At 68.7% G+C, this 25,770-nt stretch carries 20 protein-coding genes; 6 read left to right on the forward strand and 14 right to left on the reverse strand.

From position 1 onward, the window contains the following. Position 1 precedes the first annotated feature (1 nt). Both J7I98_RS06945 and J7I98_RS06950 read right to left on the reverse strand, forming a co-directional pair. On the reverse strand, positions 2-2,086 hold the full coding sequence (locus J7I98_RS06945; RefSeq protein ID WP_214919706.1) for an ABC transporter ATP-binding protein: 2,085 nt from the start codon (positions 2,084-2,086) through the stop codon (positions 2-4). 112 nt (positions 2,087-2,198) lie between these two features. Beyond that, positions 2,199-2,423 carry an MbtH family protein gene (locus J7I98_RS06950; protein ID WP_214919707.1) on the reverse strand — a complete coding sequence of 75 codons (225 nt, stop codon included), beginning with the start codon at positions 2,421-2,423 and terminating at the stop codon, positions 2,199-2,201. Positions 2,424-2,808: 385 nt separating this feature from the next. Here J7I98_RS06950 and J7I98_RS06955 point away from each other — a divergent pair, with 385 nt between their 5' ends. Continuing rightward, a complete protein-coding gene (locus J7I98_RS06955; RefSeq protein WP_214919708.1) occupies positions 2,809-3,462 on the forward strand; it encodes a response regulator transcription factor in 654 nt (217 codons plus the stop codon). 16 nt (positions 3,463-3,478) lie between these two features. Here the strand turns inward: J7I98_RS06955 and J7I98_RS06960 are convergent, their stop codons facing one another. The 8 genes from J7I98_RS06960 to J7I98_RS06995 all read right to left on the reverse strand — a co-directional run bounded on the left by J7I98_RS06960 (position 3,479) and on the right by J7I98_RS06995 (position 15,256). Continuing rightward, positions 3,479-4,294, reverse strand: coding sequence for an alpha/beta fold hydrolase (locus J7I98_RS06960; RefSeq protein WP_214919709.1), 816 nt, complete (start codon positions 4,292-4,294; stop codon positions 3,479-3,481). A gap of 113 nt (positions 4,295-4,407) precedes the next feature. Next, positions 4,408-5,211: an enoyl-CoA-hydratase DpgD gene (gene dpgD, locus J7I98_RS06965; RefSeq protein ID WP_214919710.1), complete on the reverse strand. Its 804-nt coding sequence runs from the start codon at positions 5,209-5,211 to the stop codon at positions 4,408-4,410. After that, the gene (dpgC, locus tag J7I98_RS06970; protein ID WP_308377694.1) at positions 5,208-6,515 is read right to left on the reverse strand and encodes a (3,5-dihydroxyphenyl)acetyl-CoA 1,2-dioxygenase DpgC; all 1,308 of its coding nucleotides are present in this window, start codon (positions 6,513-6,515) and stop codon (positions 5,208-5,210) included. The genes dpgD and dpgC overlap by 4 nt, the downstream gene beginning before the upstream one ends. Next, positions 6,512-7,177 carry an enoyl-CoA-hydratase DpgB gene (dpgB, locus tag J7I98_RS06975; RefSeq protein ID WP_214919712.1) on the reverse strand — a complete coding sequence of 222 codons (666 nt, stop codon included), beginning with the start codon at positions 7,175-7,177 and terminating at the stop codon, positions 6,512-6,514. The genes dpgC and dpgB overlap by 4 nt, the downstream gene beginning before the upstream one ends. 23 nt (positions 7,178-7,200) lie before the next feature. Continuing rightward, entirely contained in the window at positions 7,201-8,313 is a 1,113-nt protein-coding gene (gene dpgA, locus J7I98_RS06980; protein ID WP_214919868.1) for a 3,5-dihydroxyphenylacetyl-CoA synthase DpgA, read from the reverse strand. Between the two features lie 144 nt (positions 8,314-8,457). Beyond that, the gene (locus J7I98_RS42535) at positions 8,458-10,797 is read right to left on the reverse strand and encodes an aminotransferase class I/II-fold pyridoxal phosphate-dependent enzyme (RefSeq protein WP_214919713.1); all 2,340 of its coding nucleotides are present in this window, start codon (positions 10,795-10,797) and stop codon (positions 8,458-8,460) included. 135 nt (positions 10,798-10,932) lie between these two features. After that, positions 10,933-13,824, reverse strand: coding sequence for a LuxR family transcriptional regulator (locus J7I98_RS42540; RefSeq protein WP_214919714.1), 2,892 nt, complete (start codon positions 13,822-13,824; stop codon positions 10,933-10,935). A gap of 274 nt (positions 13,825-14,098) precedes the next feature. Further along, positions 14,099-15,256 carry a prephenate dehydrogenase gene (locus J7I98_RS06995; protein WP_214919715.1) on the reverse strand — a complete coding sequence of 386 codons (1,158 nt, stop codon included), beginning with the start codon at positions 15,254-15,256 and terminating at the stop codon, positions 14,099-14,101. A gap of 158 nt (positions 15,257-15,414) precedes the next feature. On the opposite strand from J7I98_RS06995, the gene hppD reads away from it, so the two are divergent. Together hppD and J7I98_RS07005 are read left to right on the forward strand one after the other, a co-directional pair. Continuing rightward, the gene (hppD, locus tag J7I98_RS07000) at positions 15,415-16,518 is read left to right on the forward strand and encodes a 4-hydroxyphenylpyruvate dioxygenase (protein ID WP_214919716.1); all 1,104 of its coding nucleotides are present in this window, start codon (positions 15,415-15,417) and stop codon (positions 16,516-16,518) included. Then, positions 16,499-17,620 (forward strand): alpha-hydroxy acid oxidase, encoded by a 1,122-nt coding sequence (locus J7I98_RS07005; protein ID WP_308377695.1) that lies wholly within the window; start codon positions 16,499-16,501, stop codon positions 17,618-17,620. Before hppD ends, J7I98_RS07005 begins: the two co-directional genes overlap by 20 nt. A gap of 143 nt (positions 17,621-17,763) precedes the next feature. Here J7I98_RS07005 and J7I98_RS07010 read toward each other — a convergent pair whose 3' ends face one another. Beyond that, a complete protein-coding gene (locus J7I98_RS07010; RefSeq protein ID WP_308377696.1) occupies positions 17,764-18,813 on the reverse strand; it encodes a ParB/RepB/Spo0J family partition protein in 1,050 nt (349 codons plus the stop codon). 355 nt (positions 18,814-19,168) lie between these two features. Next, a complete protein-coding gene (locus J7I98_RS07015; protein ID WP_214919717.1) occupies positions 19,169-19,591 on the reverse strand; it encodes a secondary thiamine-phosphate synthase enzyme YjbQ in 423 nt (140 codons plus the stop codon). Positions 19,592-19,727: 136 nt separating this feature from the next. On the opposite strand from J7I98_RS07015, the gene J7I98_RS07020 reads away from it, so the two are divergent. Continuing rightward, a complete protein-coding gene (locus J7I98_RS07020; RefSeq protein ID WP_214919871.1) occupies positions 19,728-20,849 on the forward strand; it encodes an NAD(P)-binding domain-containing protein in 1,122 nt (373 codons plus the stop codon). 6 nt (positions 20,850-20,855) lie between these two features. On the opposite strand, the gene mltG is transcribed toward J7I98_RS07020, so the two are convergent. Beyond that, complete coding sequence (gene mltG, locus J7I98_RS07025; RefSeq protein WP_308377697.1) at positions 20,856-21,677, reverse strand: endolytic transglycosylase MltG; 822 nt, start codon at positions 21,675-21,677, stop codon at positions 20,856-20,858. Positions 21,678-21,791: 114 nt separating this feature from the next. After that, complete coding sequence (locus J7I98_RS07030; protein WP_214919718.1) at positions 21,792-23,603, reverse strand: ABC transporter ATP-binding protein; 1,812 nt, start codon at positions 23,601-23,603, stop codon at positions 21,792-21,794. 114 nt (positions 23,604-23,717) lie between these two features. Here J7I98_RS07030 and J7I98_RS07035 point away from each other — a divergent pair, with 114 nt between their 5' ends. Both J7I98_RS07035 and J7I98_RS07040 read left to right on the forward strand, forming a co-directional pair. Further along, complete coding sequence (locus J7I98_RS07035) at positions 23,718-24,173, forward strand: MarR family winged helix-turn-helix transcriptional regulator (RefSeq protein WP_214919719.1); 456 nt, start codon at positions 23,718-23,720, stop codon at positions 24,171-24,173. A gap of 126 nt (positions 24,174-24,299) precedes the next feature. After that, on the forward strand, positions 24,300-25,727 hold the full coding sequence (locus J7I98_RS07040; RefSeq protein ID WP_214919720.1) for a Gfo/Idh/MocA family protein: 1,428 nt from the start codon (positions 24,300-24,302) through the stop codon (positions 25,725-25,727). The last annotated feature ends 43 nt before the right edge of the window (positions 25,728-25,770 follow it).

Genomic DNA, 25,770 nt, shown 5'->3' on the forward strand with positions numbered 1-25,770 from the left:
TTCACCTCCTCGGCTGTTCCGCGCCCGGCGGGGGCGGCGGAGGGGCACCGCCACCACCCAGGACCTGCAGCGGGGGCGGGCCGTCGGGGCCGCCGAAGGCCCCGTCCGGGGGCGGCGGCAGCATCTGGCCCATGCCGCCGGGCGGGGGGCCGCCGAAGTGCTGTGGTCCACCGGCGAACTGGGGGGCGGGTTCCTCGCGTGCGGGGGGCGGCGCCGCGAACTGGGTGCGGTAGAGCTCCGCGTAGAGCCCGCCGGCCAGCAGCAGGTCCTCGTGGATGCCCTGCTCCCGGATTTCGCCGTCCTCGACGACCAGGATCTGGTCGGCCTCGCGGATGGTGGACAGCCGGTGGGCGATCACCAGGGACGTCCGGCCTGCGAGTGCGGTCTTCAGCGCCCGCTGGACGGCCGCTTCCGACTCCGAGTCCAGGTGCGCGGTGGCCTCGTCCAGGACAACGACGGAGGGGGCCTTGAGGAGCAGCCGGGCCAGGGCGATCCGCTGCTTCTCGCCACCGGACAGCCGGTAGCCGCGGTCACCGACGATCGTGTCCAGGCCGTCGGGCAGGGACGAGATCAGGTCCCAGATCTGCGCCGACTTGCACGCCTCGGTCAGTTCGTCCTCGCTCGCCTCCGGCCGGGCGTACATCAGGTTGGTCCGGAGGGTGTCGTGGAACAGGTGCGCGTCCTGGGTGACCATGCCGATGGTGTCGCGCAGGGACTCCATGGTGAGGTCGCGGGCATCGACGCCGTCGATCCGCACGGTGCCCGAGGTGGGGTCGTACAGGCGGGGCACCAGGTGCGTGATGGTCGTCTTGCCGGCGCCGGAGGGTCCGACCAGCGCGGTGAGCTTGCCCGCGGGCACCTTGAAGGTCAGGTCCTTCAGGGTCAGGGCGTTGTCCTTGCGGACCTGTGAGGGGAGGGCGATCGACTCCAGTGAGGCGAGCGAGACGTCGGCGGCGGCCGGGTAGCGGAAGCTCACGCCCTCGAACTCGATCTCCGGGGCGGCCGAGGCGCGGCCCGGGAGCGCCTCGGCGTCGGGCTTCTCCGCGATCAGCGGCTTGAGGTCGAGCAGTTCGAAGAGCCGGTCGAAGCTGACGAGTGCGGTCATCACGTTGGCCTGCACGCTGGACAGCTGGTTGATCGGCCCGAAGAGCCGGGTGAGCAGCGCGGCCAGGGCGACCAGGGTGCCGATCTCGAAGGCTCCGTGGATGACGAGCGTGCCGCCGACTCCGTACACGACGGCGGTGGCGAGGGTCGCCAGCAGGGTGACCGAGACCAGGAGCATGCGGCCGTAGACGAAGTTGAGTACGCCGATGTCCCGGACGCGGGCGGCCCGGCCGCGGAACAGCTTCGTCTCCTGCTCGGGCCGGCCGTACAGCTTGGCCAGCAGGGCGCCCGCCACGTTGAACCGCTCGTGCATGAGCGTGCCCATCTCGGCGTTCTGCTCCATCGATTCCCGCATGAGCCGCTGCATTCTGCGGCCGATGATCTTGCCGGGGAGGACGAAGAACGGCAGAACCACGAGGGCGACGAGGGTGATCACCCAGGAGAGGTAGAACATCGCGCCGAGCACGAGGAGCAGTGCCAGCGCGCCGGACACGACGGTCGACAGCAGGGTGGTGAGGGCCTGTTGTGCCCCGACCACGTCGGTGTTCAGCCTGCTGACCAGGGCGCCGGTCTGCGCGCGGGTGAAGAACGCGAGCGGCTGGCGCTGCACGTGCTCGAAGACCTCTGTCCGCAGGTCGTAGACCAGTCCCTCGCTGATGCGGGCGGAGTACAGACTCTGGGTGAACGCCGCCGCCGTTTCCAGCAGGGCAAGGCCGACGACCGCGAAGGTCACCGCGAGGACGACCCCGGTGTCCCGGGGGACGATTCCGTTGTCGATGAGGACCTTGAAGAGAAAGGGAGTCGCGACTGTGATCACCGCTTCGAGCGTGGTGATGAACAGAAGGAATCCCACGGTCCGGCGGTAGGGCTTGATGTACGGGAGGATCCGCGGCACGGTGCCGGGTTTTATCTTCTGGCGGGTCAGCCCGGAATCCGAGCCGAACCCGTGCATCACCATTGTTGGCCCCGGGCCTCCAATCATGGCTCCGAAACCTCCTTATCCGTTTGAGTAATCGGATACGCCTTTTTTATTCGGGTCCTTCGAAGCCGACCGGGTAACGCTCAAGGCTTCCCCGGTCGACTTCGAAGAGCCGTTATTCGGCGCGCTCGTACTGCTTCATTTCCTCGATGAGGCTCTTCGGGCGCATGTCCGTCCAGTTCTCCTCGATGTAGTCGAGGCACGCCTGTCGGGCGTTCTCACCGAAGGCGATTTCCCAGCCCGGCGGGACATCGGCGAAGGTCGGCCAGAGGGAGTACTGACCCTCGTCGTTGATGAGCGCGTAAAAGGTCCCGTCTTCGTTGTCGAATGGATTCGCCATGTTCACCCTCCCGTGGAGCCAAGCCGACTCGATAAACGCGCGGAATTTGGCACTGTGCCACTGCGGAGCGATCGTAGTTGCCGCAATCTGGCCGGACAAGGAGCGGTGCGGCCGTCCAACCAGCCGATTCCGGCACTTGGACGCGTGCGTTCCGGAAATGCTGTCCAACTGACCGGCAGAGCCACTTGGACGCGAGTTCGGAATCGGTACGATTTCTTTTGATTCCCTATTCGGCCGGCTCGGTGGACGCGCGGGCTTCCGGGCTTCCGGGCTTCCGGGCTCGCAGGATCCTGGACGAAACCCTGCTGAAACCGGGTAGGGAGCATCCTGGACCAGCTTTTCAAGATGATCTTGCCGGGAGCGCAAGGCGGAGAGAGGACGACAGGTGCGGGTTCTCGTGGTGGAGGACGACGAGGAGATGGCGCAGACAGTGGCCGTCGGTCTGCGCCGGGCGCGGATGGCCGTCGATGTGGCGTTCGACGGCCAGGAGGGGCTCGACCGCGCGCTGTTCAGCGACTACGACGTGATCGTGCTCGACCGGGACCTGCCCGGGATGCATGGCGACGACGTCTGCGCCGAGCTGATCGCGTCGGGGTGCCGGAGCCGCGTGCTGATGCTGACCGCCGCGGCGACGGCGGAGGCCCTGGTCGACGGGCTCAGCCTGGGCGCCGACGACTACCTCGCCAAGCCGTTCGACTTCCCGGTCCTGGTCGCGCGGATCGGTGCGCTGGCCCGCCGCAGTCATCCGCTCATGCCACCGGTGATCCGCCACGGTGACCTCGAGGTCGACACAGCCCGGCGCAAGGCCAGCCGGGGTGGCCGCCAACTGGACCTCGCCCCCAAGGAGTTCGGGGTCCTGGAGTTACTGGCGAGCTCCAAGGGCCGGGCCGTATCCGCCGAGGAACTCCTGGAACGGGTGTGGGACGAGGCCGCCGACCCGTTCACCAGCGCCGTGAAGATCACTGTCAGCCGGCTGCGGGCCAAGCTCGGGAATCCCCCGGTCATCGAGACCGTGGCCAAGAGCGGGTACCGGATCTGAGGGAACCGGTCGGCCCTCAGGCGTTTTGTTCGTGGTTGGCGAAGAAGTCGATGATCGCGGCATTCACGGCGTCGGGCCTCTCCAGGTATCCGTAGTGACCGCAGTCGGCGATCTCGGTGTACGTGGCGCCGGGGATGCTCTCCGCGACCTCGCGCGGCAGATGTGGGCGGACGATCAGGTCGTCCCGGAATCCGATGACGAGGCACGGGCAGCTGATCTGCCGGTAGTGCGGGAGCCGGTTCGGGATCACATCAAGAGCCAGCTGCCCGCGGAATCCGGACGGGTCGATCATCGACATCTCGAAGACGCTGAGCCAGTCCCGGAGTTGCTCCTCATCGTTGAGCGTCCGCGGTGACAGGTTCTGGAGGGCGTGTACGTAAGCCGCGTAGCGGGGCGGGACCTTGACCTCGCTGTCGCTCAGTTCCAGGTCGGCGGCCGACATGGCGGCGATCAGCGCGTCGGCCCTCCCGCTGCTCGCCATCAGTACGGCCTGCCGGACGAGTTCGGGCCTCGCCACGAGGAGTTCCTGGACGATGATCCCGCCCAGCGAGTAGCCCACCACCCGGCACGGTCCCGTCCCCAGGTACTCGATGAGGCCGGCGACGTCCGACACCATGTCATCGAGGGTGAACCCCTCCGGACACTGGTCGGTCGGCGGGATCCCCCGGTTGTCGAGCGTGATCACCCGGTAGCCCGCCGCCTTCAGAGCGGGCACCTGGTGTGCCCGCCAGACCCGTCCCGGGGCTCCGGTGCCCGTAACCATCACGACCGGCTCACCGGAGCCGTAATCGTCGAAGCTGAGATTGATCCCGTTGATACGCACGACCGGCATGCGCTTCTCCCTCCACGTACCGAAACTTCCCACGGCCGGGCGCCGGGTACCGGCCTGGCCGGGCCCGTCGGCGGGCCGGACTCGCACACCCACCGACGGCCCCGGCACTGCGCTCAGCGGCCGGACCAGAGCGGTTCCCGCTTCTCGGCGAACGCCCGGACTCCTTCCACCGCGTCGCTGCTGCGCCTGCGGCGCTCTTCCCAGGTGTACTCGGCGGTGAACGCCTCTTCGAGCGGCATGTCGACGGACCTGAGCACGGCTTCCTTGATGGCCCTGACCGAGAGCGGGGCGCTCCGTACCAGATCCGCGGTCCACTCCTCGGTGCAGCGGTCCAGCCGGTCGGCCGGGACGACCTCGTTGACCAGGCCGAACCCGAGAGCCGTGGCGGCGCTGAACCGACGGCCGGTCAGCAGGTACCCCATGGCGATCTTCTGCGGGAACTGCCTCGCGAGCCGGAACGCGCCACCGGCCCCGGGGATGAGACCGAGCCGCGCCTCGGGCAGCCCGAAGACCGCCCGGTCCGATGCGATGATCAGGTCACAGGCCAGGGCGAGTTCGCAACCGCCGCCCAGCGCGTACCCGTCGACCCGGGCGACCACCGGTTTGGACAGGGTGAACCGGTCGGTGAGCCGGGGCCATCCCGGCTGCCCCCGGCTGCCGAAGGTCGTCAGGGGCGCCCCGTCCTGGTCGAGGCGAGCCCGCTCCCTCAGGTCCTGCCCGACGGAGAAGGCACGTTCGCCCGCCCCGGTCAGCACCGCCACTCTCACTTCGTCGTCGGCCTCGACCTCGTCCCAGATGCCGGCGAGTTCCTCGTGCATACGGAGGTCCATCGCATTGAGCACCTCGGGACGGTCGAGTGTGATGCGGGCGACGTGGTCCTTCTTCTCGTACCGCACCCGGGCCTGGTCGTCGGTCATGCGGACCGCGCCCCGAACCGGCCGACCTTGTGGATCACGTCCTGGCCGTAGAGCCGCAGGGCCTGTTGCAGTGCGAACTCCGCCATGTACGCGCGGAACGCGTCCGGTGGCTCCTCGGCGAGGTTCAGCATGCGCCGGTTGGCCAGTACGGCCTCACTGTCGAGCCGTACGAGACTCCGCTCGATGGCGGCGTCCATGTCGTGCGGCTCCACCACCTCGTCGACCATCAGCCGCGCGTCCGGTTCGCTCGCCCGGATTCTGCGGCCCTGGAGAATGACCTGCCGGGCCAGGCGCGGCCCGACGAAGCGGCTGTACCGGAAGTTCGCGACGCCGGGAATGATCCCTTCCTTCGCCGCGGGAAGGGTGAAATAGGCGTCGGCCGCGGCCAGCACATGGTCGAACACCAGCAGCAGCTGGAACCCGCCGCCGATGGCGAAGCCGTCCACGGCGGCGACCCACGGCTTCTCGATGTGAGGCGAGTGCCACTGGCCGGGCCGGTCGACGAGCACGCCACGGACGAGCTTGTGGATGTAGCCGAGCTCGCGGCGCAGCAGGAAGTCGACCAGCGAAATGTCACCGGAGCTGAGGTTCTTGAGGTTGATTCCCGCGCTGAACACGCGCTTCCCCCGGTAGCGGGGATGGCTCATCTCTCCGCCACGGAGCAGGCCGACGCGGACGGCCGGATCGAGCAGGGCGAGGTCGACGGCGGTCTCCATGTCGTCGACCTGCTGGTTGTCCTCGGCGTTCAGGCAGTCGTCCCGGCACATCGTCAGCCGCGCCACCCCGTCGCGGCGTTCCAGCCGTACGGCCTCCATCTCCACGACCCCGGTCCGGGTGAACTCGGACAGCAGCCGCAGCGCCCGGGGGGTCGGCCGGAGCATCGCGTCGAGCAGGTGCGGGCCCGCGGAGGGCGAGCGCAGCACCGCCCTCAGGAAGATGCCCTGGTCGATCTCGTGACCCTCTTTGTCCGCCTGGGGCCGGCTCCGGTCGGACGCCAGCCGTTCGGCCGACGGTACGAGCGCGGGGAAGGCGGTCGCCGCTGCCTCGACCAGCTCCTCGATCCGCAGGGCGAGGGTGCGGCCCGCGGTGAGCCGGTCGTACAGGGCGTCGACATGGGCGTCGAGGAACTGGACCCGTAACGACCGCGCCGCGTCCTTGGCGGTGGCGGCCGCCGCCTGCTGCTCCGGTGAGCGTGACGTCGGCCGAGGCAGCGACTCCTCCAGTTCCCAGGCGCGTTCGGAGGCTTCGTACAGGCTCGGCCAGACAACGGGCGCGGCGTCCGGCGCCGCGAGCGTCGTCGTCACGATGCCTCCGCGGCGGCAACCCGGCGCAGGGCGCGGTCGCATGCCGCGAGGTGCGGTCCAAGGGCGTCCTCGAAGCTCGTCGAGGTCGCGTTGAACAGGAGCTGACGCCGGATGGCGAGCTCGCTGCCGGACAGCCGGCCGACCAGTTGTGTCGTGGCCTCCAGCACACCGGCGGCGTCGTCGGCCAGCTCGTCGACGATCCCCAGCGTCAGTGCCTCGGGTGCGGGGATGGGCAGACCGAACATCACGGCGCGACGGATCTTCGCGGCACCGGCCTGCTGGACGAGCCGGTAGGCGGCCATCCCGGGCCAGGTGGCCTCACCGTCGGTCGCGACGAGCAGTCGCGATTCCCGGGTGGCGATCCGGAAGTCGGTGGCCAGGAAGGCGTCGAGTGCGGCGCCGCCGATGTCTTCCGAGGCCACCGCCACCGTGGGGGTCGGGAGGCGCTCCAGCCGGCGCAGTACGCGCTCCCATTTGGTGACCAGCGCGACGCTCAGCCCGCTGGTCCAGCCGGCCTGGGGCGTTCCGGCCACGTGCACGGTCACGACACCGGTCGCGGCCGCGTCCTGCGGCTGGTCCTCGGCCTTGTCGCACACGGCCTCGACCGCCTTGACCGTTTCGGCCGACAGCGGGGCGGTTCCGTCGATCCACAATGTGAGCATGTCGCCTGTCTCTCTCCCGGTGGTCACCACTGGACCAGCGCCGTCTCGAGTGTGGATCCGGGCCCCATGGTCATGAGGACGCCGTAGTCGCCGGGTTGGGCGACCTTTTCGTCGAGGAGCCTCTCGTACGAGAAGAGGAAGGAACCGCTCGACACATTTCCGTAGTCACGCAGCACCTCGACGGTGTGCCGCAAGGCGTGGCGGGTCAGCCCGAGGTTGACGATCACGGCGTCGATCACTTTCTTGCCGCCGGAGTGGACCAGCCAGTGGCCGATGTCGCTCCTGCGCAGACCCGTCCCCTGGAGCAGTCGGTCGACGACTAGTTCGGCGTGCGCGCCCACGACATAGGGGATCTGCGGATCGAGGAAGAAGCTGAACCGGCTCTGCGTCGCGTCCCAGTCGTAGCGCATGGCGCCCACTGCTTCCGGGATGATGCAGCTGGCGAATTTGAGGATGCTCGGGCCCTCGGGTATGCCTGAAGCCGCGTCCTCCGTGCCCGAGACGAGGGCTATGGCACCGGCGCCGTCGCCGAACAGACTGTTCACGACCGCGGTCCGCATGGTCGAGTCCATCGCGTACGCGGCGGAGCAGGCCTCCGCGCAGAGCACGACGGCGAGTTCGCCGGGGTGTGCGCTGGACCAGCCGGACACCACGTTGAGGGCGTTGAGGCCGGCGTTGCAGCCCATGCCGACGATGTCGGAGCGGCTGCAGTGCCGGTCGATGCCCAGTTCGCGGATCATCAGGGCGCTGAGGCCGGGGGTGAGGAATCCGGTGGAGGTCACACAGCACAGGTGACGCAGGTCGGAGAGATCGGCGCCCGCCCGCTTCAGGCAGGCGCGCAGGGCCTCGGTGCCCATTTCGATCGCCAGGGCCTTGTGCTTGGCGAGGAGTTCCCCCTGCGGCTCCGAAACACGCTCGCCGTCCGCGTTCTGCGGAGGAAGTGTGAGGTGGCGTTGCTCGATCGCACTGTTGAGGAAGACCGAGCGGATTCGGGGGTCGCTGATGTCGAAGGCGTCGAGGACCTCTTGCTGCGAGAGCGAGGTACCGGTCGAGGCTGTGCCCACTCCTACGATGCGCGGCGCGAGAGGTGTATGCACACCTTGAGCGCCCCATATCGACGGGTCGGTGTCCGTAATCTCCGCGCCCGAAAGTACCGGACGGTCAATGTTGATGGTCAACGGAAAGTCCACCCCCACGTACGCGGCTTGCTCCGCGGTCTTTGCGTGATCCTGCTTCCGGCCACTCTCTTAGCCTTTCTCGGGATAGGTTTCCGGGTGGTTCTACGACTCCGCGCATTCCGCCTCGATGAAGCGGGCGAGCCGCGCGGTGCCCTCTTCGATCTCCGCAGGAGTCAGGTAGCTGGTGGACAGCCGGATTCCGTGGTGTCCACCGCCCTGCGGGTAGAAGTAGCTCATCGGCGTCCAGATGACACCGAATTCCTCGGCGGATCGGGTCAACGCCTCGTTGTCGGCGCGGAAGGGGACGCGCACCGTGAGAAAGAAGCCGCCGGTAGGCTCGTTCCACCGGACTCCCAGGGCCGCCCGGCGGTCGGCGGGCAGGTGCTGGTCGAGGCTCCGCAAGGTGGCTTGCATGGCGTTGCCGTAATAGGCGGCGGCCTCTTTGTTCATCTCCGAGATCCGTCCGTCGGACGCGAGGAGTGCGCCCGCCACGGCGGCCTGGCTCAGGGACGACGTATTGACCGTCACCATGCTCTTGATCTTGGCGAGTTCGTCGGCGAGGAGACCGGTCCGGCCGGAATCGTCCACGACGTGCTGGTCGGCGACGGCGAAGCCGACTCGGGCGCCGGGGAACACCGTCTTGGCGTACGAGCCGATGTGGACGACGGAGCGTGTGCGGTCGAGGGACTTGAGCGTCGGCTGCGGTGTGCCGGGGCTCACCATCCGATACGGGCTGTCCTCGAGAATGAGGATGTCGTGACGGCTCGCGAGCTTCAGGAGCGAGGCGCGGGTGGCCTGACTCATGGTGGTGCCGGACGGGTTGGAGTGGTCCGGGACCACGTAGAAGGCGCGAGGTCGCCGCCCGCGCGCCCGCTCGTGCCGGATCGCCGCGTCGAGGTCGTCGCAGGAGAAGCCGTCTTCGCGCTCCTCGACAGCGGTCACCGCGATGTCGAGCAGCCTGGCCGCGCCGGTGATGCCCACGTAACAGGGGCTGGCGACGAGGAGGACGTCGTCGGGGCCGGTGATGAGGGCGCGCAGCACCAAAAGCATGGCTTCTTGGGCGCCCACGGTCACCACGATGGACTCGTGCGGTACGTCGATGTTCTCGTCGACGCGGAGCGAGTCCGCGATGATTTCGCGGATCTGGCCGGCCGTCGGGCCGTACTGGTACATGGCGGTGCGGATCGCCTGCGGCGAACTGCCCTGCTCCGTCAGGTGATCCAGGTACCGGCGGATGTCGGTGATGATCTGCTCGGTGTCGAAGAGCCCGTCGTACGGACGGCCGGGCGCGAAGGAGATCGCGTCGGGGTAGCGGTGTGTGACCTCGTTGAGGAAGGTCATCGTGCCCAGGACCGGATCGGAGACGCTGGCGTGCAGGTCGCTCTTGCGCAGCGCCGGAACGGGTCCGGACGTCGACGCGCTGACCGGGTAACCGGTGCGGAGCACTTCGGCACCGACTTCCGCGACAGACCCGGTCCCGGTGAATGCCAGAGCCGCCCGCAGCTCTTCGACGAGGTCGTCCAGCACCTCGGTGACGCCCTCGCGGGCGGCGACCAGGAGGCCGTCCAGGACCGGCCGGTCGACCATGACGGCGTCGGCGCCGCAGGCGAGCGATGCCAGGACATCGGCTCCTCGGCGGTTGCCTCCGCCCAGCAGTACGGGGACGCGGCCGTCGATGGCAGCGGCGATCGCCGGGAGCGTTTCCAGTACCTCGGCGACGATCCCGTCGGCGCCGCTTTCGAGTGCGCGCACCGCGTCGGCGGCGCTGCGAACGCCCGCGACCAGCACCGGAAGGGAGGTCACCGAGCGCAGCCACTCGACGTCGGACCAGTCGGCGAAGGCGTCGAGGAGAGTCCGGAGGTCTGCGTAGGGGCCGTATCCGCCGAGGTCGGCGAGCGGTCCTACTCCGTGGGGGCGGCGGATCGGGTTTTCCTCCGCGAGGTTGACCGGAACTGCGCCCGGTCCGAACCGGACATGGCGCTGGGGGCCCAGCGCGAGCATCAGCGCCTCGCATCCGGCGTCGGCCGCGCTCCCGACGAGGCGCCGGGCCATGGAGCGGTCCCGGAAGGGGTGGGTCCGCAGCCACAGCGGGCCTTCGGCGGCCGAGCAGAGCTCCGCGAGATTGCGCCCGGTGAACGCGCTCACGACAGCGGGGAGTCCGGCCGCGCCGGCCGCCCGTACGACGGCGAGCTCGCCGTCGGGCCGGACCAGACCCGCGAGCGGCCCGACGAGCAGCGGCGCCGACCAGACGCTGTCCAGGATCTTGGTCGCGGTCTCCGGGGGTCCCGGGTGTCCGGAACTGCCCTGCCACAGCCCTACCCGGTCGAACGCCTCCCGGTTACCGGCCCAGGTGCGTTCTTCGTCCTCCAGGAATTCAGAAAGTACGGAATGCAGACCTTCCCGCGCCAGGCGAGCATATTCGTCCAGGCCCCGTGCCGCCATGAATTCCCCCCGTGCAGCATCAGCTATTGCGGAGTATCAACTCTGGCCGTCAGGATCACATGGCAGCAGGTGCTCCGACAACGTCGTCCAACCGACCGGACCGGTCACTTGGACGTGCCATCAACACCGTTCTTTTTATTGCCCGTTCGGGAAGCATGGGATATCAGTGAAGGCCAGGAGTTCCGTCGGCAGACCGGAACGACTCCTGACCTTCAACTTGCGGTAAATCTTGGTCAGATGTTGCTCGACCGTACTTACGGTGATGAAGAGCTTGTCGGCGATCTCACGATTGGTGCAGCCGGCTGTGGCGAGCGCCCCGACCCTGAGTTCGGCGTCGGTGAGCTGGCTCAGTATCGGGCTCCTTCCGCCGTCCTCGGCGGCACCCCCCCTGACGTCTTCGTCGTGGTGCGACGCCCTGGGGTCCGACGGACCGGTCCGCTCGTGCTCTTCGCCCGAGGCACTGCCGAGGGATGGGGCACCGTCCCTCCGGTTGGGCGACGGGATCTTCCGTGCGAGCGGCGGGACCGTCCGGCCGTGCGGCGGGCCGGGCCGGTCCTGGGTGTCCAGCGCGGCTTCCATGTCGATCTGCGCACGCCTGCACTCCACCTGGTCGCCGCAGGCCGCGAGAATCTGTATCGCCTCGTTGAGCAGCGACAACCGGTCGCGCCCCGTACTGATCGCCGCCAGCCGGCGCAGCGCGATTCCCCTGGCCCGGCAGCGCTCGTCGCTCAGGAGGGAGAGCTGTTGCTCGATCAGTGCTCTCGCCTGGCGGACCCACCCCATGGCCGTGAGTGCCGCGGCCGCGTCATTGCGCCAGTCGGACAGTTCCGGGGTGTCGAGCTGCCATTTGGTCAGCATCTCCCCGCACGACTGGAAATGCGTTAGGGCGGTGTGCGGACGTCCCATGGCCAGGTGGTAGCGGCCCAGCGCCTGGAGGTAGGGCAGTGCGAACGGCGTGCCGAACATGACCGGTGGGACGGCGATGTTGAGATAGCGCATCACCTTTTCGAAGTCGCCCAGTTCGGTCGCGGCGCGCACGGCCAGCGCCAGTGGAAGGCCGACCACCATGCCCCAGGCCGACGGTGCGACAAGTTCCAGCGCGATGCGTGCGGACTCCGCTGCCGCAGCGAAGTCGCCCCGGCGCAGGGCGGCCGCCGACCTGACCGTCTCCAGCAGCGCGCGCCGCAGGGGAACACGCCTGATCCACGGCTCTTTCAGCAGCCGCTCGGACCAGAGAATCGCCTCGTCGTGCCTGCAGGACTCGATCAGGCAGAGCAGTGCGAAGAGCGTGGGGGCCAGTGGGCTGCCGGCGTGGGTGCTGTGCAGGACCTGGTCGGCCCCTTGGGGCGCGTCCGCGTCACCGGACAGGCTCGTCGAGAGGTTGAGGAGGGTGAGTGCGAGCGTCGAATGCGGTCCCGTCAACGGCGTGTGAGGGTGGTGGTTTTCGACGTACGTGTCCTTGGCTCCCGGGCCGCCCGCCGATTCCGGGCGGCATAAGGACAGCCACAGACGGGCAAAGTTGATGTTGACCGGTGCGGTTCCCCACGGCGGGACGGCCGGGGTTCTGCCCCCTCCGCTCTCGATGGTGCTCAGCAGTGAGTCCGCCTGCGCGATGTCACCGCGCCACAGCAGGTGCTTGACGGGGACCATGGCGTCATCACCGGTGAGCAGGCCGACGCGCACCAGGTGGCTGAGATGGGGCAGGTGCCGGGTCGCCTTGGCGGGGTCGATGAGCCACTGGGCTTCTGCGAGTGCCGCGAAGATGTGCGCTTCCTGCGCCGAGTCGGCGCAGATCCCGGACGCGTGCCGAAGGTAGCCGATGCATTCGGCGATGTCGCCCGATTCCACTGCCTCGCGGGCGGCGTCGCGGAGTATGTAGACCCGCCACGGGGCTTTCATCACGTCGCGGGTGGCCATGAGTTGATCGGCGACCACGCGCGCGGAGGCACCGCTTTTGTGGAGCAGTTCGGCCGCCCGGCCGTGCATGGTGAGGAGGTCTTCCGGTGAGATATCGGCAAGCACGGCGTGACGTGCCCGTTCGTGCCGGAATCGCATGTCCGCGAGCAGGCCCGCGGCGTTCAGATCGGCGAGGCTGCGGCGTACCGACGTGGCATCGCCCCCGACGAAATCACCGATGAGAGAGGGTGAGGCGGACTCTCCCAGCACCGCCAGGGCACGGGCGGCGGCGAGCATCGACGGTTCGCACCGGTGGACGCACCGCAGGAAGGCGTGCCGGAAGGATTCGCCCGGCTCCGGCCGCCCCGGCGTCGTCGTCCGCGCCGAGCCGCCTTCGGCGGGGTGTTTCTTGATCAGGAAGTCCTCGACCAGGGCGTGCAGCAGCAGAGGATTGCCTCCGCTCACTTCCGCCCAGGAGCCGACGGTGTCCTTCGGCATCGCGCCGAGCCGGCGGGTCAGCTGGTCGGCGACACCGATACCGGCCAGCGGCGCCAGCCTGATCAGGTGGCAGTAGGGCAGATGCAGGGTTTCGGCGTGCAGCGTCGCCATTTCCCGCTCATGGCAGGAGCTCTCGTTCAGCACGATGAGGACGGCCGACGTATCGATCCGGCGAATCAGGTAGCGCAGGCACTGGAGTGACGATTCGTCCGCCACGTGCACGTCGTCGATACCGAGGACGAGTGATCTCTCCTCGGCGAGTTCACAGATGCTCCGGCTGATGCGTTGCAGCACCCGGAGCGGCACCGGCGGAGTCCCCCGGCGATCGCCGGCCGATACCGTGACCCCCACGTCCTCGGCGGCGAACGGGTCCGCGTCCATCCCGGCCGCACGTAACGCGCGCACCAACTGGTCGATCAGACCGAACTGATGCAGCCGCTCACTGGCCGACGCCGTGACCGACGAGAACAGGCCCCCCTTCTCCGCGACACGCTTGGCGAACACCTGAAGCAGGGCCGTCTTTCCGCAGCCGACGGGCCCACTGGCCAGGACGACGGCCCCCTTGCCCCGAACACACCCGGCGTACAGCCGGTCGAGCAGCAGCAGTTCCCGATCTCTTTCGCTGACCTTCACAGATCCCCCCGTGCCTTCTGTGCAAATTGTTCAGCGCTAAATAACTCAGCTCCGCACTTCCTGCCGCGCAGGCTGTCCAATAAGTGAGATGGAATAAAAAGTAGCTTTGACCTGCAACGACCGGCCTTGTGGGGGGTCTATACCTGTACGTTGCGGGTAAAGCAACACAACCCCGAAAGCATACCGATTCGTTCTGACAGATGGAGAACATTTTCGGCCACCGAAAGCAGAACGCCTCAATGACAAGTGGGCAACCGGCCGTCGGAGTCCCAGCTCAGGTACGGATGGCCGGAAATGCCGGACCTTCTTCCCGCCAGTCGGCCTGTGCACCCTTCTGTCCCACCGCGTCCCACCCCTGGGCCACCAGTTCGGCCACCATGCGGTCCGCGACGTACGGGGAGGTGCCGAACCGCACGGTGAGCCCGTCTCCCCAAGAGGCCGCGGCATCCTCGACGGTGGCGTCCTCCGCAGTGACTCCGAAGCCGGTGACGGCGTCGAGCAGCCGGGAGAGCTCGCCGGGACGGTTCGTGACGGCCACGCGTACCTGGAGGTCCTCGGCGGATGCGTCGAGGCGGACCGCAGGCAGCTCGGCGAGGCCTGCGATGCCCCGGTCGAGCAGGTCCACCAAGGTCCGCATGGCGGGGGTCCGTTCACCGGCGTCCGGTTCGGCGAGGACGTCCAGGGCCGACACCAGCCGGGACAGATCGGCGTGCAGGTCCTTCATGACGCCCACGACCGAGGCCGCATTGGCCTGGAGAATGTCGCCCCACAACCCGGAAGCACCGCCCGCGATCCGCGTGACGTCCCGCAGGCCCTGGCCTGCGAAGCGCGACATCCCGTCCGGGCCCTCCTGAAGCCGTGCCGCCATCAGGCTGGCGACCAGATGCGGTACGTGCGAGGTCAGCGCGACAGCTTCGTCGTGGGCCCGGCTTTGCGTCACCACCGGATTCGCGCCGCACAGGGCAACCAGTTCACGGGCCCGGTCGAGCGCCGCGCTCGACGTCACGGGGGACGGGGTGAGCACCCAGGAGCGGCCCTGGAACAGGTCGGCGCGGGCGGCAAGCGGACCTCTCCGCTCGCGCCCGGCCAGCGGATGGCCGCCGACGTACCGGGACGGATGGGGCGCATGCCGTAACGCCTCCGTTTCGGGCCCGGACTTCACGCTCGCCGCATCCGTATAGCTGTGGGCGAATTCACACCCCTGGAGCTCGGCGAGAACGGTGCCCACATGACTGGGCGGCACCGCGAGCACCGCGAGGTCCACCGGCCCGGCCGGGGACCCCGCACGTCCCGCCCCGAGGGCCGCGGCGGTTCTGGCTGCCATCGGGTCCTGGTCGGACAGGAACACGGTCACACCCCGCCGGCTCGCTGCCAGCGCTATCGACGTGCCGATCAAACCCGTGCCGATGACGGCAATGGTACGGATCGCCATTCTTCACCCCGTCCGGAAAGACATCGACCGTATGCAGAAAAGCGCGCTCAGTCTATGTATTGGGGTTGTCCACCCACCAGGTCCGACGTTTATAGCCAGAAACACAATCGCGGCCTACAGTTCGGGAAAATCAATCCTTTCCCGGCTGGGGGGCACTCATGAAGGATTTATCAAGAGCCGCGGATCCGCACGGGGATCTCGCCATCGACTACGTCGAGATATATGTGGAACACCTGGAGTCGGCGCTATCCGTCTGGGTCGACCAGTACGCATTCACCGTGATCGGTACCAGCAGCTCCGCGGAGCACCGCAGCATCGCCCTGCGCCAGGGGCTCATCACCCTGGTCCTCACCCAGGCGACCTCCGACCAGCACCCGGCATCGGCGTACGTCTCCTCGCACGGTGACGGAGTCGCCGACATCGCCCTGCGTACCGCCGACGTGGCAGCGGCCTTCGGCGCAGCGGTCACCAATGGCGCCCGGATCCACCGGCAGCCGGCCCGGCACACGGGCGACGGTCCCGCCGTCACCGCCGCGGTGCAGGGCTTCGGGGACGTCATTCACACGCTCGTGCAGCGCACGCCCGGGGAGGAGCCGGGGCTGCCTCCCGGCTTCGTACCCGAGCAGCATCCGGCAGGCCAACGGGCGGACGACGTGGGCCTGCTGGACATCGACCACGTCGCGGTGTGCCTCAGCACCGGCGATCTGGAACCCACCGTCGCGTACTACCGCGACGTCCTCGGGTTCCGGCACACCTTCGAGGAACGCATCGTCGTCGGTTCGCAGGCGATGGAGTCGAAGGTCGTACAGAGCCGGTCCGGCGCCGTGACCCTGACGCTCATCCAGCCCGACCCGACCGCGGACCCGGGCCAGATCGACGAGTTCCTCAAAGGCCATCAGGGCTCCGGCGTACAGCACTTGGCCTTCTCCTCGCAGGACGCGGTTCGTTCCGTGAAAGCCCTGGGCGGACGCGGTGTCGCATTCCTGACCACACCCTCGGCCTACTACGACCTGCTGGGCGAACGGATCAACCTGGGGAAGCAGCGGCTGGAGGACCTGCGAGCGACGAAGGTGCTCGCGGACGAGGACCACGGCGGCCAGCTGTTCCAGATCTTCACGGCCTCCACCCACCCGCGGCGCACCCTGTTCTTCGAGGTCATCGAGCGACAGGGGGCGGAGACCTTCGGCAGTTCGAACATCAAGGCGCTGTACGAGGCGGTCGAGCTCGAAAGGACCGGGCAGCGTGAGTTCCGGCGGCGCTGAATCCGCCGTCGGGACCGTGGCCGAGGCAGCTGTGGCCTGCCTGGCCGACTTCGAAGCCGCGGCCGCGGCTGTCCTGCCGTACGACATCCAGGACTTCGTGGCCGGCGGCAGCGGAGCCGAGACGACGCTCGACGCCAACCGCGCCGCTCTGGACCGTGTCTTCCTCGTCCCGCGGGTCCTCAGGGACGTCTCGCGGGTCACTACGGGCACCGTCCTGCTCGGCCGGCCGGCCAGTCTGCCGGTGGCGGTGGCACCGATCGCCTACCACCGGATGGTGCACCCGGACGGCGAACTCGCGACCGCACGTGCGGCGAAGGCGGCGGGCGTGCCGTTCACCGCCGGCACGCTGAGCAGCGTTCCGATCGAGGACATCACTGCGGTCGGTGGCACCGTCTGGTTCCAGCTCTACTGGCTGCGGGACACGGCGCAGTCGTGGGAGTTGGTGCGCAGAGCGGAGGACGCCGGATGCGAGGCCATCGTGCTGACGGTCGATGTGCCTTGGATGGGGCGGCGGCTCCGGGACATACGTAACCGGTTCGCGCTGCCCGATCATGTGGCGGCGGCCAATTTCTCCTCCGGCACGGCGGCACATGAGCGGTTCTCGGACGCCTCTGCGGTGGCCGTTCACACCAGTCGTACGTTCTCGTCGGCGGTGACGTGGTCGTCCGTGGCGGCTCTGCGCGAGCGGACCGGTCTTCCGCTGGTGCTGAAGGGCGTGCTCGCGCCCGAGGACGCGATCCGCGCGGCCGAGTCCGGGGTCGATGCCGTCGTGGTCTCCAACCACGGCGGCCGCCAGCTCGACGGCGCGGTTCCCAGCATCGATGCGCTGGCGGAGGTGGTACGGGCCGTACGCGGAAGCTGTGAGGTGCTGCTGGACAGCGGCATCCGCAGCGGCAGCGACGTACTCAAGGCACTTGCCCTCGGCGCGTCCGGTGTACTGGTCGGCCGTCCCCTGATCTGGGGTCTGGCCGCGTCGGGGGAATCAGGTGCGGCACGGGTGCTGGAGCTGCTGGCCGCCGAACTCCGGGACGCCCTGGGGCTGTCGGGCTGCGACAGTGTCGCATCCGCCGCGCGGCTGCGTACCGTCCGCACCGGAAACTGATCGTCCTGAACTGCCACGCGGATGTCCTGCGCGACAGCACTTCGCCCCGTCGGATGACCCGACGGGGCGAAGTGGCGTGGCCGTTCGTTCCTCAGGTTGTCCAACCGTGCGTTCTGCACGCTCGGACACCCCGGCCGGAAGACTCAACCAGTCTGTGGAACATCATCCTGAATACGCGCGGCAAATTCCGACCAGAGCGCGGCGAACTGCTGAGCCAGGTCGGCAACGATGTCACTGCAGTGCGGCGGGATGTTGTTGATGATCGCTTCCCACTCCTCCTTCCGGAGCGTATGCACAGCCATCAGGCGCAGCAGATTGCGTCCGGTGTCGCTGAAACGCAGAGCCGGGTCCGCCTTGAGCCGTGTGACGAGCGCGGCGTGGTCGGCGGCCCGTTCTCCCTGAGGCCGACCGGGCCGGCGGACCCGTGTCTGACCGCCGAAGTCCCTGCCGCGGACCGGAGAGCCGCTTCTTCCCGTGCCCGCCACCGTGCCGGTGGTCGCCACCACCGCGCCCGCGACGGCTGAAGTCTTTCTCCTGCGCGGCTCCGGAAGGAGACTGTCGCCGTTGCAGAGACGGTTGCGTACGTCCCGTGCTGTCTCGGGAGAGATACCGGCCGCCCGGCCGACCTGCCGCAGGGACAGGTTCGGATTCGCGGTCAGCAGCTCCCCCGCGAGCATGCGCCCGACGCTGCTGTCGAGGGGCCGAAGCCTGCCGTCCTGACCGATTCGCCTGTCGTGCGTCTCCGACTCGCGGACGGCCCACTTGCGGATGTCCGCCACCGTGCCCGGAGAGATGCCGGTGACCGATGCCACCCTCCGGTCGGACCACTGCGGGTGCGACGCGATGATGCGCTCGGCGGCGCGTTTACGGTCCGCCAGAGCCAGCGGCAGACCGTGCGTGACGTTGAGTCTGACCGCGAGCACGAATGCTTCGGCCTCGTCACCGTCGAAGAACTGGACCGCTATCTTGTCGTCACCGCGCAGCCTGGCCGCCCTGAGCCGGTGAAAACCGTCGATGACCGTCATCGTCGCCCGATGCACGACGATGGGCGGAAGCGCATTCTGCGCCGCCGCCAGTAACTGCACATGCTCCGGCCTCTCGCCGGAGAGCCGCGGCGAGCCGGCCAGGCTCAGCGAACTCAGTTCTACTTCCACCACGGGCTGCTCGTCCATCTCCGCTTCCCCGCGCGCCACCCCCCGGCTCCTCATGAACCCGAAATCATGAGGTCGGCGCCGATGCGGACCAGGAGCTCCTCTTGATCGCCTCGGTCAGCCTTGATGCGTCTGTGGAAATGCGGATCGAATTGCGGAAACCAGCCTTTGAGCAATGTCCTCGAACCCCCTGGACGATGCGAAAAGAACATCCGATCGACCGAACACGCGTCCACCGGATCGGAGCAAAAATTAACATTCGCCCTTTGGGGTCGTAACCCCTGCCTTAAGCTCCCCCTGTCTACCCCTACGACGCCCCTACTCGCCGCCGGACGCCCACGGGTCCCGCCCCACGCACCCCCTACGCCGGGCCGCCCCATCGCACGGCAGGGGAAGCTCAGCCCAGGAAGCTCAGCCGCACCTGGCGGTCGACGTTGTCCTTGTTCGTGTCGACGAGGCAGACGGACTGCCATGTGCCCAGTTCCAGTCGGCCGCCGACCACCGGCAGCGTCGCGTGCGGTGGTACGAGCGCGGGCAGTACGTGGTCCCTGCCGTGGCCGGGGCTGCCGTGGCGGTGTTGCCAGCGGTCGTCGGCGGGCAGCAGGGTGTGGAGCGTCGCCAGCAGGTCGTTGTCGCTGCCCGCCCCGGTTTCCAGGACCGCGATACCGGCAGTCGCGTGCGGTACGAAGACGTTGAGCAGGCCGTCCTTGCCCCGCGCCGCCTGCTGAAGGAATTCCTCGCAGTCCCGCGTCAGGTCGGTCACGGTCTCCTTGGAGCCGGTCACGACGCGCAGGATGCGGGTGGTGAAGACATCGGACATGCTCCCCATCCTGACGTATCCGCGCCCGGCGGGCGCTGTCGATGGGCGCTGCTGATGGGCACTACTGATGGGCGCTGTCGAGTACGGGAAGACCCATGACCTCCGCCCTGTTAGTAGAAACGTGAACAACATCGAGGTGCGGGACGTGGACGTGGTCGTCATCGGCGCTGGGCAGGCGGGGCTGTCCAGCGCCTACCATCTGCGGCGCGCGGGCCTGGAGCCCGGCCGGGACTTCGTGGTGCTCGACCATGCGCCGCACGCCGGCGGCGCGTGGCAGTTCCGGTGGCCCTCGCTGACGTACGGCAAGGTCCACGGGATGCATGCCCTGCCCGGCATGGAGCTGACCGGCGCCGACTCCGGCCGCCCCTCCTCCGAGGTCATCGGGGAGTACTTCGAGACGTACGAGCGGACCTTCGGGCTGCGCGTTCACCGGCCGGTGGATGTGTGGGCGGTGCGCGAGGCAGAGAGCAAGGACGGCGAGGGCGACGGCGGGCGGCTGCGCGTCGAGACGTCGGAGGGTGTGTGGTCCGCGCGCGCCCTGATCAACGCGACAGGCACCTGGGACCGGCCCTTCTGGCCCCGCTACCCGGGCCAGGACACCTTCCGGGGGCGGCAGTTGCACACGGCCGATTACCCCGGGCCGCAGGAATTCACCGGTCAGCGGGTGGTCGTGGTGGGCGGCGGGACCTCCGGCGTACAGCATCTGATGGAAATAGCCGAGGTCGCGGCGGAGACCACATGGGTGACGCGACGGCCGCCGGTCTTCCGCCAGGGGCCGTTCGGCGAGGACCAGGGGCGGGCGGCGGTCGCCATGGTCGACGAGCGGGTTCGGCGCGGGCTGCCGCCGCAGAGCGTGGTGTCGGTGACCGGACTTCCGGTGACCGAGGCGGTCGCGCGGGCGCGTGAGGACGGCGTGCTGGAGCGGCTGCCGATGTTCGACCGGATTACGCCGGACGGTGTGGCCTGGGACGACGGCCGGGCGGTCGAGGCCGACGTCATCCTGTGGGCGACCGGCTTTCGTGCCGTGACCGGCCACCTGGCACCGCTCAAGCTGCGCGAGCCGGGCGGCGGTATCCGCGTCGAGGGGACGCGCGCGGCGCGGGACGAGCGGGTGCATCTGGTGGGGTACGGGCCTTCGGCCAGCACCATCGGGGCCAACCGGGCGGGGCGGGCGGCGGTGCGCGGGATCATGCGGCTATTGGAGCGTCGGCCGGAACCGGTGGGGGCGGGGGCCGGGGCGGTCGCGTCCCGCGTCTGAGGCAGGTCAGCCGCCGCTCTTGCTCTCACTCCTGCGGTTCGCGTTGAATTCCTTTACGTTCTTCTGCTGTTCGGCGTAGCTGGCGGTGAAGCGGGTGTCCCCCGGCGCGACGGTGACGAAGTAGAGCCATTTGCCCGGGGGCGGGTTGAGGGTCGCCTCCATCGCCTGCCGGCCGGGGTTGCCGATCGGGGTGGGCGGCAGGCCGGTCTCCTTGTAGGTGTTGTACGGGTTTTTGATCTTTGTGTCCGCGTGGGTGGTGTCGAGCGTCGATCGGTTCAGCGCGTAGTTGAGCGTCGAGTCCATTTGCAGCGGCATGCCCCGCGCCAGCCGGTTGCTGATGACGCGCGCGACCTTCCCCATGTCCTCGGGGGTGTCGGCCTCGGCCTGCACGATGCTGGCGATCGTGACCTTCCGGTAGGGCCCGGACTCCCCGGACTCCGCCTTGAACTGCTTGTCGGCGGTGTTGACCATGTACGAGAGGAGACTCGCCGGCGTCGTCTTCCCGTCGACCGGATAGGTGGCCGGGAAGAGGAAACCCTCCGGATTCCCCTTGGCCTCGGCAGGCAGTTTCAGGTCTGCGGTTCCGGCCGCCTTCTCGGTGGTCCTGGGGGGAACGCCGAGGGCCTTGTCTACTGCCGCGTACACCTGCGACGCCCGCCATCCTTCCGGAACCAGGACGCTCTTCGGCCCGCCCTTCTCCTCCTGGAGCAGCAGGGGCACCAGGACCGCGACTGCCGCGGCCACCGACATACCGACGATCAGCAGCAGCCGGCCGCGGTGCGTCGGCCGGGAGCCGGCGGTGGGCGATTTCTGCTCGGACTTGTTCACTGAGATTCACCTCGCGAGGGCGGGCAGCGCCATGCGCATGACGCTACCCGCGTCGTGCGCCGCATCGGGGATCCGGCGTCATCGGGTATCCCGGGGTCATCGGGTATCCCGGCGTCAGGTCGCGGCGGGCGCCAGCCGTGCGTCTCTGCGCACCAGCGCGGCGTACCGCCCGCCCTGCTCCAGGAGCTCCTCGTGCGTGCCCCGCTCGGCGGTCGTCCCGCTGTCGAGGACGACGATCTGGTCGGCGTCCCTGACGGTGGAGAGGCGGTGGGCGATGGTGATGGTCGTGCGTCCCTCGGAGAGCGCGTCGATGGCCTGCTGCACGGCGTGTTCCGTACGGGTGTCGAGGGCACTCGTCGCCTCGTCGAGGATGAGGACGGGCGGGTCGCGCAGGATGGTTCGGGCGATCGCGAGGCGCTGCTTCTCGCCGCCGGAGAAGCGGTAGCCGCGCTCGCCGACCAGAGTGTCGTACCCGTCGGGCAGTGAGGCGATGTGGTCGTGGATCTGCGCTGCCTCGGCCGCCGCCCGGAGCTCGTCTTCGGTCGCGTCCGGCTTGGCGAAGCGCAGGTTTTCGGCGACGGAGGCGTGGAAGAGGTACGTCTCCTGGGAGACCACGCCGACGGCGCGGGCCAGGGTGTCGAAGTCCAGGTCGCGCACGTCGACGCCGTCGATGGTGACGCCGCCGCCCGTCACGTCGTACAGCCGCGGCACCAGGTAGCTGAGCGTGCTCTTGCCGGACCCGGTGGGTCCGACGACGGCGAGGCTGCCACCCGCGGGGACCGTGACGTCGATGCCACTGAGCGTGGGCCCGCTCTTCTCGTCGTACGTGAAGTGGACGTTGTCGAAGCGCACTTCGCCTCGGATCTTCTCCAGCCGGACGGGCTTCTCGGGCTCTGTGATGTCCACCGGCAGGTCGAGGTACTCGAAGATCCGGTGGAAGAGCGCGAGCGAGGTCTGCATCTGCACACCGGTCGACAGGAGGCTCACGGCGGGCCGGAAGAGGCCCTGCTGGAGCGATACGAAGGCGACGAGCGTACCGAGGGAGACGGCGGCGCCGCCGGTCTGCATGGCCAGGCCCGCGGCCCAGTAGATGACAGCGGGCATGGCGGCCATGACGATGCCGATGGTGGACATCCGCCATCGCCCCGCCATGTTGGAGCGCACTTCGAGGTCGACGAGCCGCTCGGACTCGTCGGCGAAGGACTTGGTGAGCGAGTCGGCGCGGCCCATGGTGCGGCCGAGCAGGATGCCGCTGACCGACAGGGACTCGGTCACGGTGGCGGCCATCGACGCCATCTGTTTCTGCCGCTGCGTGGTGATCTTCTTGCGCTCGCGGCCGACGCGGCGGCTGATCCAGACGAAGACCGGCAGCAGGAGCAGCGAGACGACGGTCAGCCGCCAGTCGAGCGCCAGCATGGCGACGACCGTGGCCACGACCGAGGTCAGGTTGGAGACCAGCGAGGTCGCGGTGGACGTCACCGTCGCCTGCATACCGCCGATGTCATTGGCGATGCGGGACTGGACCTCGCCGGTGCGGGTCTTGGTGAAGAAGGCGAGCGGCATCCGCTGGAGCTGGGCGTACACGGCGGTGCGCAGGTCGTGCATGACGCGCTGGCCGACCGTCGTGGAGATCAGCGTCTGGAGCACGCCGAAGACACTCGTCACCACGGCGGTGAGGATCATGCCGAGGGCGAGCAGGCTCAGCAGCCCGGTGCGACCCTGCGGGATCGCGGTGTCCAGGATCTCGCGGAGCAGGAACGGCGAGGCTACGGAGACGAGGGACGAGGCCGCGACGAGCAGGCCTACGAGGGCCAGGCGGCCCCGGTACGGCCGGAAGAGCCGGAGGATGCGGCGCACCTGCGCGGGCTCCTCGGGCTGTGCGGAGTCACGCGGTGGGGGCGTCCAGGAGGATCGATCGGGATGCATGGGCTCCTTCGCCGGGGGTGAGTTCGCCAGAGGTGAGAGAACGCGGACATTTTGAGAGCTTAGCTCATTGTTACCTATACTCACAATGCACAAGGTCCTGTTATCGTTCCCGGTATGAGCAACTCCGACGCCGACGGCCTGCTGGCCGAGCAGCTGCTGCGACTGACGCGCAGACTCCACCGGATCCAGCGGCAGCAGATGGAGCCGATCGGCATCACCCCGGCGCAGTCCCGACTGCTGCGCACGGTCTCGCACTTCTGCCAGAACCACGAGCAGCCGCCGCGCATGGCCGATCTGGCCCAGAGCCTCGACGTGGTCCCGCGCGCCGTGACCACGCTCGTCGACGGTCTTGAGGCGAGCGACCGGGTGCGCCGCGTGCCCGATCCCACCAACCGCCGAGTGATCAGGATCGAGCTCACCGACACCGGCCGCGCCACTCTGAGGTCGCTGCGCAGCGCTCGCCGGGACGCCGCGGAGGACATCCTGGCTCCCCTGACCACCGAGCAGCGCGAGGTGCTCGGCGGCCTGCTGTCCGCTCTCGTGGACGGCATGCCGGAGCGCCGCTGCTGAGGACGACGGCGCGGGCACCGAAGAGTCCATGAGCCCGAAACAAGAGTCCAAGCTGCCCTCTTGCGCATCATCAGTCTCAAATACCAAGGTCCATGCGGAAGTTCATACGCTCTCTCTGGAGGCTCGATGAACGACAGCAGGGACGAAAATCCGGTGAGCCGACGCTCGGTCCTGTGGACCGCCGGTGCGGCCGGCGCCGGGATCGGGCTCGGCGCAGTGGGCACAGGCGGCGCCGCAGCCGCAGCCGCACCGGAATCGGCGGCAGAGGATGCGACTTCGGCCGCGCAGGACGCCCCGAAACGCCAGGGCCGCACGATGGCCGGGGTCCCCTTCGAGCGGCGCAGCACCGTCCGGGTCGGCATCATCGGCCTCGGCAACCGCGGCGACAGCATGATCGACCTCTTTCTCGCACTGCCGGCCGTCAAGGTCGTCGCGATCTGCGACCCGGTCAAGGAAAAGACCGAGAAGGCCTCCGCCAAGGTCGTCGCGGCGGGGCAGCCCGCGCCCGCCGTCTACACCAAGGGCGAGGACGACTACAAAAATCTCTGCAAACGCACCGATATCGATTTCGTGTACGTCGCGACGCCCTGGGACTCCCACTTCGACATGGCCAAGACCGCCATGCTGGACGGCAAACACGTCGGCGTGGAGTGTCCGATCGCGCTCCAGCTGGACCAGCTCTGGGAACTCGTCGACCTCTCCGAGCGCACCCGACGCCACTGCATGCAGCTGGAGAACTGCTGCTACGGCAAGAACGAAATGCGCGTACTGCGTATGGCACACGCGGGCAAGTTCGGTGATCTGCTGCACGGTGCGGGCGCGTACAACCACGACCTGCGCGGCCTGATGTTCTCCCCCACCTATTACGAGGGCCCCTGGCGCCGCCTGTGGCACACCCGCCTGCGCGGCGACCTCTACCCCAACCACGGCTTCGGCCCGGTCGCCAACTACATGGACCTCAACCGGGGTGACCGCGCCGTGAGCATCACCAGCGTCGGCTCCCCCGCCCTCGGCCTCGCCGAGTACCGCGCCGAACACATGCCGCCCGGCGACCCGAGCTGGAAGGAGTCGTACATCGAGAGCGACCGTACGATCAGCCTCGTCCAGACGGCCAAGGGCCGCGTGATCCGGCTGGAGCACGACGTCTCGACCCCGCACCCGTACAGCAGGATCAACAGCCTCGGCGGCACGCGCGGCGTCTTCGAGGACTACCCGTCGCGGATCTACATCGAGCCGGACCACGCGAACCACCAGTGGGGCGACTTCTCCAAGTACGCCGCCGAGTTCGACCACTGGCTGTGGAAGGAGCACGCCGATCCGCCCGGCGGTCACGGCGGCATGGACTACATGCTGGTCTTCCGGCTGATGCAGTGCATGCAGCTCGGCCTCGTCCCGGACTTCGACGTGTACGACGCCGCGACCTGGACCTCTCCTGTGCCGCTGAGCCACTTGTCGATCAAGGCGAAGGGGATGCCGCAGCAGATCCCGGACTTCACCCGGGGCGAGTGGAAGAAGTCCCGCCCCGGCATGGACTCCGAGAAGCCGAAGCCGTAGCCGGCAGCGAAGAGGGGCCCGGCCCTGTGGGGCCGGGCCCGTC

Origin of the sequence: Streptomyces sp. ISL-98 (genome assembly GCF_018614055.1) — a bacterium.
Taxonomy (GTDB): Bacteria; Actinomycetota; Actinomycetes; order Streptomycetales; family Streptomycetaceae; genus Streptomyces; species Streptomyces spiramyceticus.